This is a genomic window from Pseudomonas sp. S3_B11 (genome assembly GCF_054667715.1).
The window spans coordinates 4023771-4038307 of sequence record NZ_CP162749.1 but is presented as its reverse complement, the minus strand read 5'-3'; the positions used below and the strand labels follow the sequence as shown (position 1 = coordinate 4038307).

Here is a 14537-nt window from a genome sequence, read left to right as displayed (position 1 = left end):
GAAAATGAATATGCCGATGAGCAAAACCGTCGTCGCCAAGGCGCCGGAGCAACCGAAAACCGCAATCTCGGCCCTGTGGCGGCCAGCGCTGGTGCAAGCTTTCGTCAAGCTCGACCCGCGTCAATTGCACCGCGCCCCGGTGATGCTGGTGGTAGAGCTGACCGCGATCCTCACCACCGTGTTGTGCTTCATTCCCGACAACGCCGTGCCGACCTTTGTCGCTGCGCAAATTGCGCTGTGGCTGTGGTTTACCGTGCTGTTCGCCAACTTCGCCGAAGCGTTGGCCGAAGGTCGTGGCAAGGCCCGCGCTGACAGCCTCAAGGCCGGCAGCGAGGGCCTCAACGCACGTCGCCAGACCGACAGCGGTTTTGAAATCATCCCTGCCACCCGTCTGCGCAAAGGTGATGTGGTGCGCGTCGAGGCCGGCGACATGATCCCCGGCGACGGTGAAGTGATCGAAGGCATCGCCGCGGTCAACGAGGCGGCGATCACCGGCGAATCGGCACCGGTCATCCGCGAGTCCGGCGGCGATCGCTCGGCCGTCACCGGCAATACGCGGCTGGTCTCCGACTGGCTGCTGGTGCGCATTACCAGCAATCCCGGTGAGTCCACACTGGACCGCATGATCGCCCTGGTCGAAGGCGCCAAGCGCCAGAAAACGCCGAACGAGGTGGCGCTGGATATCCTGTTGATCGGCCTGACGCTGATCTTCCTGTTGGTGGTGGTGACGCTGCAACCGTTCGCCCATTTCGCCAACGCCAACCTGCCGCTGGTGTTTCTGGTAGCGCTGCTGGTCACCTTGATTCCCACCACCATCGGCGGGCTGCTGTCGGCCATCGGCATCGCCGGGATGGACCGGTTGGTGCGCCTGAACGTGATCGCCAAATCCGGCCGTGCGGTCGAGGCGGCGGGGGACGTGCATGTGCTGATGCTGGACAAGACCGGCACCATCACCTTTGGCAATCGTCGTTGTACAGCGGTCTATACCGCCCCTGGTGTGAGTGCCAAGGAACTGGCCGAAGGCGCGCTGTTCGCCTCGTTGGCTGACGACACCGCCGAGGGTAAGTCCATCGTCGAGTACCTGCGAGGTTTGCATCCACAGTCTGAGCCTGGCGTCGAAGCGCTGGCGGCCGTGCCGTTCAGTGCTGAAACCCGTTTGTCCGGGGTCGACTATCAGGGCCGCATCTACCGCAAGGGCGCCGTGGACTCGTTGCTGGATTTCATCGGCCTTGCACGCAATGAGTTGCCGCAGGCATTGGCGCGGGAGGTCGACAAGATCGCCCAGAGTGGCGGCACACCGCTGCTGGTTTGCATGGACGGCCGGTTGCTGGGGGCCATCCATCTCAAGGACGTGGTCAAGCCGGGCATTCGCGAGCGCTTTGCCGAGCTGCGCAAGCTGGGGATCCGCACGGTGATGGTCACCGGCGACAACCCGTTGACCGCCGCGGCGATTGCCGCCGAGGCCGGTGTCGATGACGTGCTGGCAGAGGCCACGCCGGAGAAAAAACTGGCGCGTATCCGTCATGAGCAAAATGACGGTCGGCTGGTGGCCATGTGCGGCGACGGTGCCAACGACGCCCCGGCCCTGGCCCAGGCCGATGTCGGCATGGCGATGAACGACGGCACCCAGGCCGCGCGGGAGGCGGCCAACATGGTCGACCTCGACAGCGACCCGACCAAATTGCTCGATGTGGTGCAGATCGGCAAGGAACTGCTGGTGACCCGTGGTGCACTGACCACCTTTTCCATCGCCAACGACATCGCCAAGTACTTCGCGATCCTGCCGGCGCTGTTCGCTTCGATTTATCCACAGCTCGGAGTGTTGAACATCATGCACCTGAGTAGTCCGCAGAGCGCGATCCTGTCGGCCATCGTATTCAACGCCTTGATCATCGTCGTACTGATCCCCCTGGCCCTGCGCGGTGTACGAGTGCAAGCGGCAAGTGCTGCGGCGCTGTTGCGACGCAATCTGTTGATCTATGGCCTGGGTGGGATCGCGGTGCCGTTCGTGGGGATCAAGGCGATCGATATGTTGCTGACGGCGTTGAAGCTGGTTTGAGTTCGCCGTTTCTTGTGGGAGCAAGCTTTGCTCCCACAAGGTGACTCCCACAGGCTTTGAACACTGGATTTACTTCAATTCGAGGATTTTGAAATGTCCACTCTGATTCGCCCGGCCTTGAGCCTGTTACTACTGATGACCCTGATCACCGGTGTCGCGTACCCACTGGTGGTCACTGGCGTGGCGCAAGTCGCCTTTCCCGCCCAGGCCAATGGCAGCCTGATCGTCGATGCGGCCGGCAAGGTTCGTGGCTCGACGCTGATCGCCCAGGATTTCACCGGCGATGCCTGGTTTCATCCACGGCCATCGGCTGGTGCCTTCGCCACGGTCGCCAGCGGCGCCAGCAACTTTTCCCCGAGCAATCCGGCCCTGGCCTCGCGGGTAATCGAAGACGCCCAAAAACTCCAGGTGCCCGGCCAGGGCCCGGTGCCGCTGGCATTGCTGACCACCTCCGCCAGTGGGCTGGATCCGCACTTGCCTCCGGCGGCGATTGCCTATCAACTGGCGCGTGTCGCCGCCGCGCGCAACCTGCCGGCCTCGACCTTGCAGCAACTGCTCGACGACAACACTGAGCAATCCTTGGTGGGCCCGCCAGTGGTGAATGTGCTGGCGCTGAACCTGGCCCTGGAAAAACTGTGAAACCCGTGGGAGTGGCGCCTGTGGGAGCAAAGCTTGCTGCAGTAAAAGCCCGCTGTAGCAAAGCCTGTGGGAGCAAAGCTTGCTCGCGATGAACGATAGCGGTCCATCCGTTGAACAGTGTCGCCTTGATCGCGAGCTAGCTTTGCTCCCACAGGTCCACTTCCCATAAGCTTTGCTCCCACAGGTCCGACTCCCCACAGGGTGTTTGATCAATATTTGAAAGAGATTTCCACGCCATGAGCGACTCCGGCCGCGCCGACGCACTGTTAGCCAATCTGCCCCGCAACGACCGTGGCCGGCTCAAGGTCTTCCTGGGTGCGGCGCCCGGTGTCGGCAAGACCTACGCCATGCTGCAAGCGGCCCACACCCAACTGCGTCAAGGCGTGAAAGTCGTCGCCGGAGTGGTGGAAACCCACGGTCGTGCCGAAACCGAAGCACTGCTCGGCGGCCTGGTACAGCAATCGTTGGTGCGTTCGGAATATCGCGGCGTCATGCTCGAAGAAATGGACCTCGACGGCCTGCTCGCGGCCCGCCCGGCCTTGGTGCTGGTGGACGAACTGGCCCACAGCAACGCCCCCGGCAGTCGTCATGCCAAACGCTGGCAAGACATTCAGGAACTGCTCGCCGCAGGTATCGATGTCTACACGACCGTCAATGTCCAGCACCTGGAAAGCCTCAACGACCAGGTGCGCGGCATCACCGGTGTGCAGGTGCGCGAGACGCTGCCGGACTGGGTCTTGCAGGAAGCCGATGAACTGCTGTTGATCGACCTGCCATCACGCGAGCTGCTGGAGCGCCTGCGTGATGGCAAGGTCTATGTGCCGGAGCAGGCGCGAGCGGCGATCGATGCGTTTTTCACCCAGACCAACCTGACCGCGCTGCGTGAACTGGCCATGCAGACCGCCGCCGCCCAGGTGGACAACGACCTGGCCCAGGGTTATCGGCAACTGGGCCAGGCCGCGCCGGCGGTGCGCGGACGATTGCTGGTGGGGGTGGGCGCCGACGTGCAGGCCGAACGTCTGGTGCGTCACGCCAGCCGCGTCGCCCAGCGCCGGCATCTGCCGTGGAGCCTGGTCCACGTAGACAGCGGCGTCGCGCACGACGAGTCATCGCGACAGTACCTGCAAAATGCCCAGCAGCTGGCTGAACGTCTCGGCGGCGAAGTGGTGCTGTTGCGGGCCGGCGAAGTCGCCAAGACCTTGATCCAGCACGCCACCGAACGTCGCGCCACGCTACTGCTGGTGGGCCAGTCCCGGCCGCGTTTGCGGCGACGGTTGTTCGGCGGTGGCTTGGCTTCACGCTTGTTGCGCGATGCCCGGGGACTGGAAATCAACGTGCTGGACAGCGATGAACAGCCCCGTCCCGCCCAAATGCGTTCGAGCGCGGTCCAGACCGGGTTCGACTACGTGCTGGCGCTGACGGCGACCGTGGCGGCCAGCGCATTGGCCTGGGGGATCTCGGGATGGCTGGCGCTGCCCAATATCTCCCTGGTGTTCCTGATGGCGGTGTTGCTGGTGGCGGTACGCAGCAGCCTTGGCCCGGCGCTGGCCTGCGCGGCGCTGTCGTTCCTGGCCTATGACTTCCTGTTCATCCCGCCGAATTTTTCCTTCACCATCCAGCGCGAAGAAGACGTGCTGACCCTGGTGTTTTTCCTGCTCATGGCCGCCCTGACCGGCAACCTTGCCGCTCGCCAGCGTCGCCAGTTGCAGGCCCTGCGCGACACCCAGCAGGAAACCGGCGAACTGCTCGACCTGTCGCGCAAACTCACTGCCGCCACCGACCGCCAGGCGGTGATCAGCGCCGCCGCGCAGCACCTCAACGGCCTGCACGACTTGCAGCTTTGCCTGCTCAATCGCGACGGCCAGAGCGATTGGAAGGTCGAGACCGGCGAGCCGTTGACATTCACCGAGGCCGAACGTGCGGCGGCCGACTGGGCCTGGCAGCACGACCAGCCCGCCGGTGCCGGCACCGGGACGTTGCCATCCGGACGCTGGTGGTGGTGGCCGCTGTCGGCGGAAGGCGGGCCACTGGGATTGCTGGGTGTGTGCCCGAACGAAGGCAAGCCGTTGAGCGGCCAGCGTCGGCGTTTACTGGCGGCCCTCAGCCAACCATTGGCCCAGGCGTTGGCGCGGGCGCAACTGGCCCAGGACCTGGAAGCGGCGCGCCTGCACGGTGAAACCGAGCAACTGCGCAGCGCCTTGCTGGCTTCGGTGTCCCATGACTTGCGCACGCCGCTGACGTCCATGCGCGGCAGCATCGACAGCCTGCTGGCGCTGGGGGAGGCGATCCCACTGGCCGATCGTCGCGAACTGCTCGAAGGCACTCGCGATGAGGCCGAGCGGCTGGATCGCTACATCCAGAACCTGCTGGACATGACCCGTCTTGGCCACGGCGCCCTGAAGCTGGCGCGGGACTGGGTGTCGCCGGCCGATATCGTCGGCAGCGCACTGAACCGCTTGCGGGCGGTGTTGGCGCCGCTGGCGGTCGGCGTCGAGGTGCCTGCTGACCTGCCTTTGCTGTATGTCCATGCGGCGCTGATCGAGCAGGCCTTGGTGAACGTGCTGGAAAACGCCGCACGTTTTTCTCCGCTCCGCGGGCGGCTGCTGCTGAGCGCAGGTACGACGGACGGCGAAGTGTTTTTTGCCGTCGCCGATGAAGGCCCAGGAATCCCTCAAGAAGAACGGGAGAAAATCTTCGACATGTTCTACACCGCCGCGCGCGGCGATCGGGGCGGGCAGGGCACGGGGTTGGGATTGGCCATCTGCCAGGGCATGGTCGGTGCCCATGGCGGGCGAATCAGCGTGGCCGATGGTCTCGACGGACGCGGCACCTGCATCACGTTGCACCTGCCCTTGCAGGCACAACCGGGCATGGACGATGAAGCTTGAGCGGCGCTGGGTTACTCTCGTCCCACCTGCTTGCCTTTCCACCTGAGTGCAACGAACGAACCCCATGAGCCAGACCGCGACCCTTTTGGTCATCGATGACGAGCCGCAGATCCGCAAATTCCTGCGCATCAGCCTGAGTTCCCAAGGCTACAAGGTGCTGGAAGCCGGCACTGGCGCTGAAGGGCTTGCCCAAGCGGCGCTGAACAAACCCGATCTGCTGGTGCTCGACCTGGGCTTGCCGGACATGGACGGCCAGCAGGTGTTGCGCGAGTTTCGCCAATGGTCGACGGTGCCGGTGCTGGTGCTCTCGGTGAGGGCCAGCGAAGCGCAGAAGGTCGAGGCGCTGGACAACGGTGCCAACGATTATGTGACCAAGCCGTTCGGCATCCAGGAATTTCTCGCCCGCGTTCGCGCCTTGTTGCGCCAGGCCCCGGCAGGCGAGCCTCAGGAAGCCGCGCTGAAGTTCGGCCCGCTGACGGTGGACCTGGCGTATCGACGGGTGCTGCTGGACGACACCGAAGTGGCCCTGACTCGCAAGGAGTACGCCGTGCTGGCGCAGCTGGCGCGGCACCCGGGTCGGGTCATTACCCAGCAGCAACTGCTCAAGGACATCTGGGGCCCGACCCACACCGAAGACAGTCACTACCTGCGGATCGTGGTCGGCCACCTGCGCCAGAAACTGGCCGACGACCCGACCCGACCGCGGTTCATTGTGACCGAGGCGGGGGTGGGGTATCGGTTGTTGGGGGAGGGTGGGCTTTAGTCTGGTGTTGTCAGGGCTGCCGCCATCGCGAGCAAGCTCGCTCCCACAGGGTTCACTGCAGATCAATGTGGGAGCGAGCTTGCTCGCGAAGAGGCCCGAACAGCCACTCGATATCTCTCAGTTCTGGTCGCTCTCGTACCGATCCAAAGTATCGCTGGCAATCTCCCGCCCCAACGCGATCAGCTCCGGCGCCTTGTAGAACTCGAAGAACCGGCACACCCGTTTTGGCACGTTGATCAGCACATCCGGCGGGTAACCGGCGATCTTGTACTGGGCCAGCGAGGTCTGCATCACTTCGAAACTCTGGTTGATCAAATCCAGCAACGACGCCGGGCCGACGTTATCGATGATGAACGAGCCGGTGGCGGATTTCGGTGCGCCTTCGTTCTCTGGCGCGGCGGCCGGTTGTTGGCCTTCGGGCTCGGCCGAGTCGATCCACGGGTTGATGTCAGCGGCTTCGGCCTTCAAGGCTTCCTGCTCCAGCAGCAACAGCTGCTCGGCCTGCTTGCGGCGAAACGGCAGGCGCGACCCCAGGGAACTGACCAGGGTGTCGAAGCGCCGCCGGAACGCGGCGGGGCGCGGGATCACCGGTAACCGATATTGTTTCTGATTGGTGGCGTTGAGGTTGACCGCGATGATCAGGTCGCAGTGGCTCGACACCACCGGCACGATCGGCAATGGGTTGAGCAGGCCGCCATCCACCAACATGCGGTTGCCTTGCATCACGGGCGTGAACAGGCTGGGAATCGCCGCCGAGGCGCGCATTGCCTGATGCAGGCAACCTTCCTGGAACCAGATTTCCTGCTGGTTGGTCAGGTCGGTCGCGACGGCGGTGTAGGGGATGCGCAATTGTTCAATGTTGATTTCGCCGACGATCTTGCGGATCTGCCCGAAGACCTTTTCGCCACGGATCGCCCCCAGGCGAAAACTGACGTCGACCAGGCGCAGGACGTCCAGATAATCCAGGCTTTCGATCCAGTTGCGGTACTCCTCAAGCTTGCCCGCCGCATAAATCCCCCCCACGACCGCGCCCATGGAACAACCGGCGATGCAAGCAATGTCGTAGCCACGTCGTTCGATTTCTTCGATCACCCCGATATGGGCATAGCCCCGGGCGCCACCCGAACCCAATACCAATGCGACACGTTTTGTCATGACCCGGCCTCTTGTCGAACAGATTTCAACAATGCACCCATCGACGACTTGGCTCAATCGTTGTGGCGCACGCGTCGTTTTTTGACACGCCGTGGCGGCATTTGCGTATGCTCGGCCACACTTGAATTTACGCGGTCAAGCAAGGCACTTTTCGCCGTTGCCACCGTCTTAATAGCACGACTGTTGACCTGACTTGAGGTGTTATTGATGAAAGCCCGGATCCGCCTGCCCTTGGTGGCTTCTTTGATGGTTTTGGCCCTGGCCGGTTGCGCAGGCAAAACCGCTTACCGCGACAGTTGTGGCAGCCAGCTCGACAGTGCCTGGCATGAACTGGACCTGGCCAAGGCCGAAGGTTTTGCCGGCACCGTCAGCTACTCCAAGGCCCTGTCCCTGCTGACGGGCGCCAAGACCCAGCAGCAATTCGAAGCGTTCGAAGGCTGCGCCAAGAAAGCCGAGAAGGCGCGTTTCTACATTCGCGAGTCCCGCGCCGGACGATAAAAGGCAGCGACAAGCAATCAACTGCAAGCTACAAGGGAAGGACGCAGAATCGTTTTTCACTGGTAGCTTGCGGCTTGACGCTCAACGCTGTGTACGGAGTACGTCCATGATCGATCGGCTGGTGGCCCGGATACTGGGCCTGGAAGTCCGCCTGTTGGCCTGTCAGGCCCGCTTGAATGCCCATACCGACAGCGAAGCGCTGCATGACCTGCGGACCACGGTTCGCCGTTTGCGCAGCCTGCTTCGACCATTGCGTGGGTTGCCCGGCGTCGAACAGCTGGAAACGGCTGCTTCGGCGGTCGGCACCCTGACCACGCCCTTGCGCGACCGGGAAGTGTTGGCCGCTTACCTGGAGCAGCATGGCCAGGCCGAGGCGGCGCGGCGACGCCAGGTGCAAATGGCCGAGGCTTATCCCGCCGTGGCCGCGAGTGTTGAACTGGCGCAGTTGCTGATGATCCTCGATGCCTTCCCGCGCTTCATTCGCGCCGCCCAGCGTGAGGGGTTGCTGAAGGGCTTGCGCAAGCGCATCGAAAAGCGCCTGGACAAACAGTGGAAGACGCTCGGCGAAGCCCTGCGTGATCCGGCCCATGACCGCCATCGATTGCGCCTGCTGATCAAGCGCGTGCGCTACGCCATCGAAGCCTACCCTGAACTCGACCGCCTGCCCGAAGCGGCCATGCCCCGGCTCAAGTCCGCCCAGGCCGCGCTGGGTGACTGGCACGATTGCTGGCAATGGCTGGCCAGGGCCAAGGAAGAAACCGATCTGCACGCTTGTGTGCCAACCTGGCACGCCGCGATGGAAAAGGCCGAGGCCAAGTCCGACAAGGTGCTCGACAAGCTGATTGCCAGTTGCTTCGAAAAATCCTGAACCCAGCACATCCCCTGTGGGACTTCCCCTCTGTGGGAGCGAGCTTGCTCGCGATAGCGGTGGATCAGTTCGCGTACAGATTGACTGATACACCGCTATCGCGAGCAAGCTCGCTCCCACATTGGTTTGGGGGGAATTCAAAGACTGCGGCTTTTCTGTCAGTCTCTTTGGCCGGAATGAGCCCTGTGCCGCCAGCCCGGGCTGGTTAAGATCCCTTCATCCTTTTCCCTGTTTTCGAGGTCGTCATGCGCTTTTCCGATTTGATCGATGCCGTGCGCCGGCAGCCAGGTGCGGTGAGCATCGCGCCTGAATGGGGCCAGGGGCGGGCCAGTTTTGGCGGGTTGGTGGCGGCACTGCAATATGAGGCGATGCGTGCCCAAGTGCCGGCGGATCGCCCGGTGCGCTCGCTGGCGATCACCTTTGTCGGCCCGGTCGAACCCGACGTGCCTGTCAGTTTCGAAGTCGACGTATTGCGTGAAGGCAAGGCAGTCAGCCAGGTGTTGGGGCGCGCGGTGCAGAACGGCCAGGTGGTGACCGTGGTGCAAGGCAGCTTCGGTGCATCGCGCTCATCCGTGGTGGCGGTGCAGGCCGATCCCGCGCCAGAATTCAAAAGCGTGGAGCAATGCCAGGAGCTGCCTTATGTCAAAGGCATGACCCCGGAATTCATGCGGCACCTGGCGATGCGCTGGAGCGTTGGCGGCTTGCCATTCAGCGGCAACAAGTCCCGGAGCATGGGCGGTTGGGTGCGTTTGCGCGGGGACGTGAAAGAGGAACCGCTGAACGAAAGCCACATCCTGGCCTTGGTCGATGCCTGGCCTCCAGCCTTATTGCCTCACCTCACGCAAATGGCCCCGGGCAGTACGCTCACTTGGACCATCGAGTTCGTCCAGCCGCTGCTGGAGCTCACGACACTGGACTGGTGCAAGTACCTGGCCGAGATTGAGCACGCCCAGGACGGCTACGGCCATGTCGCCGCGAAGTTCTGGAGCGCCGATGGTCGCTTGATCGCCCTGAGCCGGCAGACGGTCACGATCTTTGGGTAAGGCTGCTCCGGTCAAGGCTTGCGGTTGTGACGGTGGCGCTCCCGCCAGGCGCGCCACCAGCCACCGCTGAGAAAGAACCGTGGGAAAGTCAGGAACTGTTCCACCAGCAGGCGTGACACGGCATCCTTGCGATCGCTGAACGGCTCGGAGGCCTGGGCCTCCAGGCTGTGTCCGTGACGTTGCAAGCCGAGTGCCGCGAGCAGGCCGATGATGCCGATGGCGATATCGCCCAGGCTCAAGCTGAACACCCCCGACGCAATCAGCAGAAACGCGATGATGAACAGCGGCACGGCAATCAGGTGCAACACCAGGTTGGTGGGGTGCCGATGATTGTCTGGGTAGGCGCGCCATTGCCAGGCGGGAAGGTTGGGGTGACGTTTGCCCATGATGCTGTTCCTTGAATGAAGCTGAATAATCCAAGGATAGGTCCGGTCGGGTGGGGCGGCGAATGGCGGTTGGCTATCGAAGCGATAGGTGGCCATACAGTTTGCTGTTGTGGCAAGGGGAAACTCGGGCAAGCCAGTGTTCTACAGTTTCAACTGCCCAATCGCCTTGCTCAACTCGCCCGCCAACGTCGCCAGTTCATGGCTGGTGGTGGCTGAGTCGACGGTTTGGCGCACGGTGTTTTCGGTCACGTCGCGAATACTCACCACCGCCCGGTTCATTTCCTCGGCGACATGGCTTTGCTGTTCGGCCGCGACAGCGATCTGGGTGTTGCTTTCGCGCATTTGCGCCACCGCTGCGGTGATCTGTGCCAACGCGTCACCGGCCTCGCGGGCCTGTTGCACGCAATCGTCGGCCTTGAGCGAACTCTCCTGCATGAAGTCCACCGCGTCCCGGGTCCCGGCTTGCAGGGCCGAAACCATGGTGGTGATTTCGTCCGTGGAGGTCTGGACTCGCTTGGCCAGGTTACGCACTTCGTCGGCCACCACGGCAAAGCCTCGGCCCATTTCCCCGGCCCGTGCGGCTTCAATGGCCGCGTTCAGGGCCAGCAGATTGGTCTGTTCGGCGATGCTGTGGATCACACTGACCACGCCATTGATCTTCTGGCTGTCTTCGGCCAGGCGCTGGATCATTTCGGCCGTCTGTTGCACACCCGAAGACAACCCGGTGATCGACTGTTGCACCCGGGCGACCACTTCGTGACCGTTGCCGGCCAGGGTGTCGGCGGTTTTCGACAGGTCGCGGGTGGCGCCGGCATGCTGGGCGATGTGATAAACCGTGGCGGACATTTCGTTGATCGCCGTGGCCGCCTGATCGGTTTCGCTTTGCTGGCCGAGCATGCCGTGGCGAACATCGTTCATGCTCGACGCCAGGCGCGCCGCACCACTGTCCAGCTGCCGGGCGGTGCTGGCTACGGTGTCGACCACCCGTTGATAACCGGCCTGCATGGCGTTGAACGCCGCCGCCATCTGGCCCACTTCGTCCTCGCAGGCCAGGGGCACGCGCGCGGACAGGTCACCGGTTTTTTCCACATGCAGCATCACGTCTTTGAGCGTGTTGAGCTGGCTGAGCAAAAAACGGATCAACAGCTGCGAGGCGCCCAGCATCGCCAGCATCAACACGAACACGGCCACGGCGTAATGGCTGAAGCGTTCACCGAACACTTGGCTCAGGCTCACACCTTGGGCCAACACGGCGAGTTGTCGGCCGTCACCTCGACGGACCACTTGGGCGCCCAGCAGCGGGTCGTCGCCAAACAGCAGCCCGGTGTCGAGTTCGACCCAGCCGTTGGCCTGGGCCAGCGAAGGCAGCGGTTGTTCGTTGAGAACAGGAATCTGGTCGCGCTGGAATGCCAGGAGATAGTCGACCTTGGGCAAAGGCGTTCCGGCAGGCCAGGCATCAAGCAGGTGCGCCTGGGCCTGGGCGTTCGCCTGGGCCGCGTGGTTGCGCGCCTGCTGTTCGAGGTGCACCGCGTAGAGCACCAGCAGCAAGGTGGTGACAAAGGCGACCGCATTGACCGCCCAGAATTTGTATTTCAGCGAGATATTGCTAAGCCAGGCACCCATGGAAGGTCTTCTCTGATAGCGGAAACAGCATTGGCAAGGTGCCATTATTCTGCCGCTACTCAGGTGACGGGATTTTGATATGGGTCAACAGACAACATCGACCCCAGGGTTTTGATGTGGGCCCACAGGGATCTGCAGGGTTCAGGATATTGTGGGTAAACCAAAAAACGCCCGGGCGCAGGCGGTGCTGTGGGCTGCCAGGTCTTCCTGGGTTTCGCCCCGGTGCAAGGCCACTTCGCGCAGGACCTCCGTCAGGTAGGCCGGTTCGTTGCGGCCATTCTTGGGTTTTGGCCGCAGCGTGCGAGGCAGCAGGTACGGCGCGTCGCTTTCGAGCATCAGCCGACCGCGGGGAATTTCGCGCACCAACGGGTGCAGGTGCGTGCCCCGGCGTTCGTCACAGATCCAGCCAGTGATGCCGATGTGCAGGTCCAGGTCGAGATAACTGAACAACGCCTTCTTTTCACCGGTAAAGCAATGCACCACGGCTGCTGGCAACTGATCGCGAAAATCCCGGAGGATGTCCAGCAAGCGCTGATCGGCATCGCGTTCATGCAGGAACACCGGCAATTGCAACTGGACCGCCAAGGCGAGGTGTTCTTCCAGGACCTTTTCCTGTTGCGGTCGGGGAGAGAAGTCCCGGTTGAAATCCAGCCCGCATTCGCCCACCGCGCGCACGCGGCTGTGCATCAGCAGATCCTTGAGGTGCCGGGCGCTGTCGGCGGTCCACTCGCTGGCACTGTGAGGGTGAATGCCGGCGGTGGAAAACAGTCGCTCGCCAGTGTCGTCGAGGTGTTGACACAGTTCCAGAGCCTGTTCGCTGCCCTCGATACTGGTGCCGGTCAAGACCAGTTGGCAGACTCCGGATTCATAGGCGCGCTCGAGCACCGCCTGATGTTTGTCGGCGAAACTGGGGTTGGTCAGGTTGACGCCGATATCGATGAGTTGCATGGTGCTACCTCGGCCCAAAGGCTGGAAAGCATATCAGAGCTGTAGATTTATAAGAAAAGCCAAGAACTACAACGAGTTGAGGCTGTCTGTTAAGGCCGCGAGACACATCGGGTTGGTATAAAAGCCATCACTGTGCCAGTCTTCCGCACTTTTTCAGCGCCCCAGGCGCTCTGTTTCTGTCGACTCAGCCTCGTTTTTTCAAGGGAGGCGGTCCGCAGTATTCCTTCCGGAGAGTGGATGACACGTCCCCAGGTATTGCTACTGTTGTGTTGTTCGCTGTTGTTGCCAATGCCGGCCGAAGCGCGGCTGCCTGGGCCGGTGCAGGCAGTGGCGCCGGGCACGGTGCGCGACCTGGCGCAAATTCGCAGTAGCCGGGTGTTGAAGGTTTTGGTCAACCAGAGCCGCAACAGCTCCGGTGAAGTCCAGGGCCAGCCCATTGGTGTCGAATACCATCGGCTGCGAGCCTTCGAGCAATACCTCAACGGCCACGCCCGGGATGGCCAGGAAATCACCCTCAAGATCATCCCCATGGCCAAGGACCAGTTGCTTGGCGCCTTGCAGCGCGGGGAGGGCGACCTGGTAGCGCCGGGTGAGTTGCTCGAGCTGCAGGCCGGCCATGCGGTCAGCGCCAGCGATCCGATCCGTACCGGCGTGCCGTTGCTGCTGGTGGGTATCAAGGGCGAGAAGCGCTACACCCGTGTGGAGCAACTTTCCGGCAAGACCCTGGCCCTGCCCAACGGCAGCGCGGCGGGGGACGCCGTGAGCCAGATCAACCAGAAACTGGCGCTGCTCAAGCTGCCGTCGGTGAAGGTCGAATGGGTTGATCCCACCCTGGCTGTGGAGGATGTCCTGGAAATGGTCCAGGGTGGGATTTTCCATTTGACCATCGTCGAGCAGCCCATCGCCGAGCGCTGGAGCAAGATCCTGCCCAAGTTGCGCTTCGACCGTCAGGTGCTGATCGGCGAGCCGAGTGACGAGTATTGGTTCGTTCGCCGTGACGCTGCCATGCTGCGGGCGAGCATCGATCGATTCCTGGCGACCTACAAGGTGCCCGCCAACGAGGACGCGGCATTCCTGCGCATTTACCGTCGTTTGTACCAGGTCCACTATCCGCTGGCCCGGGCTGATCGCCAACGCCTGGAAAAACTGCGCCCGGTGCTGCAAAAACATGCCGATGCCCAAGGCATGGACTGGCTCAACCTGGCAGCCCTGGCGTTCAAGGAATCAGCCCTGCAACCCAACGCCCGCAGCGGCACAGGCCCCACCGGCCTGATGCAGATCACCCCATCGGCGGCTCAGCGCGTCGGAGTCGATAACATCCAGAACCTGGATGCCAATGTGCAGGCTGGCGCCAAGTACCTGGCCCTCATCCGCCGCAAGTTCTTTGCCAGCCCCAAGCTCAACGAGCGCGAGCGCATGGCCTTCGTCCTGGCCGCCTACAACATGGGCCCCGAGCGCGTCCAAGGTATGCGAGCCGAGGCCCGGCGGCGGGGACTGAACCCCAACCAGTGGTTTTTCCAGGTCGAGCGCATTGCCATGGAGCAGGTAGGAATGGGCGCCGTCAGCTACGTTAATAGTGTCAATAAGTACTACTTGGCGTTTGATCGTGAGCGAGAGTCGCTGGAGCCTGGAGATCAAAAGGTCGCCCAGCGAAAATAATCGATAAA

Annotated in this window: 12 protein-coding genes; 8 read left to right on the top strand and 4 right to left on the bottom strand. The window is 62.7% G+C overall.

Annotation, left to right across the window (positions count from 1 at the left end):
• The first annotated feature begins 4 nt into the window (after nucleotides 1–4).
• From kdpB to AB4O22_RS18095, 4 genes are all read left to right on the top strand, one after another.
• Nucleotides 5–2059, top strand: a complete 2055-nt coding sequence (gene kdpB / locus AB4O22_RS18110; protein ID WP_460096889.1) for a potassium-transporting ATPase subunit KdpB — start codon at nucleotides 5–7, stop codon at nucleotides 2057–2059.
• Between the two features lie 93 nt (nucleotides 2060–2152).
• Nucleotides 2153–2698: a potassium-transporting ATPase subunit KdpC gene (gene kdpC, locus AB4O22_RS18105; protein WP_003199308.1), complete on the top strand. Its 546-nt coding sequence runs from the start codon at nucleotides 2153–2155 to the stop codon at nucleotides 2696–2698.
• Between the two features lie 236 nt (nucleotides 2699–2934).
• Nucleotides 2935–5586, top strand: coding sequence for a DUF4118 domain-containing protein (locus tag AB4O22_RS18100; RefSeq protein WP_460096888.1), 2652 nt, complete (start codon nucleotides 2935–2937; stop codon nucleotides 5584–5586).
• 64 nt (nucleotides 5587–5650) lie between these two features.
• Nucleotides 5651–6349, top strand: a complete 699-nt coding sequence (locus AB4O22_RS18095; protein ID WP_013692569.1) for a response regulator — start codon at nucleotides 5651–5653, stop codon at nucleotides 6347–6349.
• 117 nt (nucleotides 6350–6466) lie between these two features.
• Here the strand turns inward: AB4O22_RS18095 and AB4O22_RS18090 are convergent, their stop codons facing one another.
• On the bottom strand, nucleotides 6467–7504 hold the full coding sequence (locus AB4O22_RS18090; RefSeq protein ID WP_003199314.1) for a patatin-like phospholipase family protein: 1038 nt from the start codon (nucleotides 7502–7504) through the stop codon (nucleotides 6467–6469).
• Between the two features lie 207 nt (nucleotides 7505–7711).
• Between AB4O22_RS18090 and AB4O22_RS18085 the strand changes: the two genes are divergently transcribed.
• The 3 genes from AB4O22_RS18085 to AB4O22_RS18075 all read left to right on the top strand — a co-directional run bounded on the left by AB4O22_RS18085 (nucleotide 7712) and on the right by AB4O22_RS18075 (nucleotide 9913).
• Nucleotides 7712–8002, top strand: a complete 291-nt coding sequence (locus AB4O22_RS18085) for a hypothetical protein (RefSeq protein ID WP_003199317.1) — start codon at nucleotides 7712–7714, stop codon at nucleotides 8000–8002.
• A gap of 106 nt (nucleotides 8003–8108) precedes the next feature.
• Nucleotides 8109–8870 carry a CHAD domain-containing protein gene (locus tag AB4O22_RS18080; protein WP_003199320.1) on the top strand — a complete coding sequence of 254 codons (762 nt, stop codon included), beginning with the start codon at nucleotides 8109–8111 and terminating at the stop codon, nucleotides 8868–8870.
• A 245-nt stretch (nucleotides 8871–9115) separates the two neighbouring features.
• Complete coding sequence (locus AB4O22_RS18075; RefSeq protein ID WP_027912702.1) at nucleotides 9116–9913, top strand: acyl-CoA thioesterase; 798 nt, start codon at nucleotides 9116–9118, stop codon at nucleotides 9911–9913.
• A gap of 11 nt (nucleotides 9914–9924) precedes the next feature.
• Here the strand turns inward: AB4O22_RS18075 and AB4O22_RS18070 are convergent, their stop codons facing one another.
• The 3 genes from AB4O22_RS18070 to AB4O22_RS18060 form a co-directional block, all read right to left on the bottom strand.
• Nucleotides 9925–10299, bottom strand: a complete 375-nt coding sequence (locus AB4O22_RS18070) for a terminase (protein WP_223473102.1) — start codon at nucleotides 10297–10299, stop codon at nucleotides 9925–9927.
• 141 nt (nucleotides 10300–10440) lie between these two features.
• Nucleotides 10441–11922, bottom strand: coding sequence for a methyl-accepting chemotaxis protein (locus AB4O22_RS18065; protein WP_460096887.1), 1482 nt, complete (start codon nucleotides 11920–11922; stop codon nucleotides 10441–10443).
• 141 nt (nucleotides 11923–12063) lie between these two features.
• Nucleotides 12064–12870, bottom strand: coding sequence for a TatD family hydrolase (locus AB4O22_RS18060; protein WP_003199328.1), 807 nt, complete (start codon nucleotides 12868–12870; stop codon nucleotides 12064–12066).
• Between the two features lie 237 nt (nucleotides 12871–13107).
• Between AB4O22_RS18060 and AB4O22_RS18055 the strand changes: the two genes are divergently transcribed.
• Nucleotides 13108–14529 carry an MltF family protein gene (locus AB4O22_RS18055; RefSeq protein WP_223473105.1) on the top strand — a complete coding sequence of 474 codons (1422 nt, stop codon included), beginning with the start codon at nucleotides 13108–13110 and terminating at the stop codon, nucleotides 14527–14529.
• Nucleotides 14530–14537: the final 8 nt, after the last annotated feature.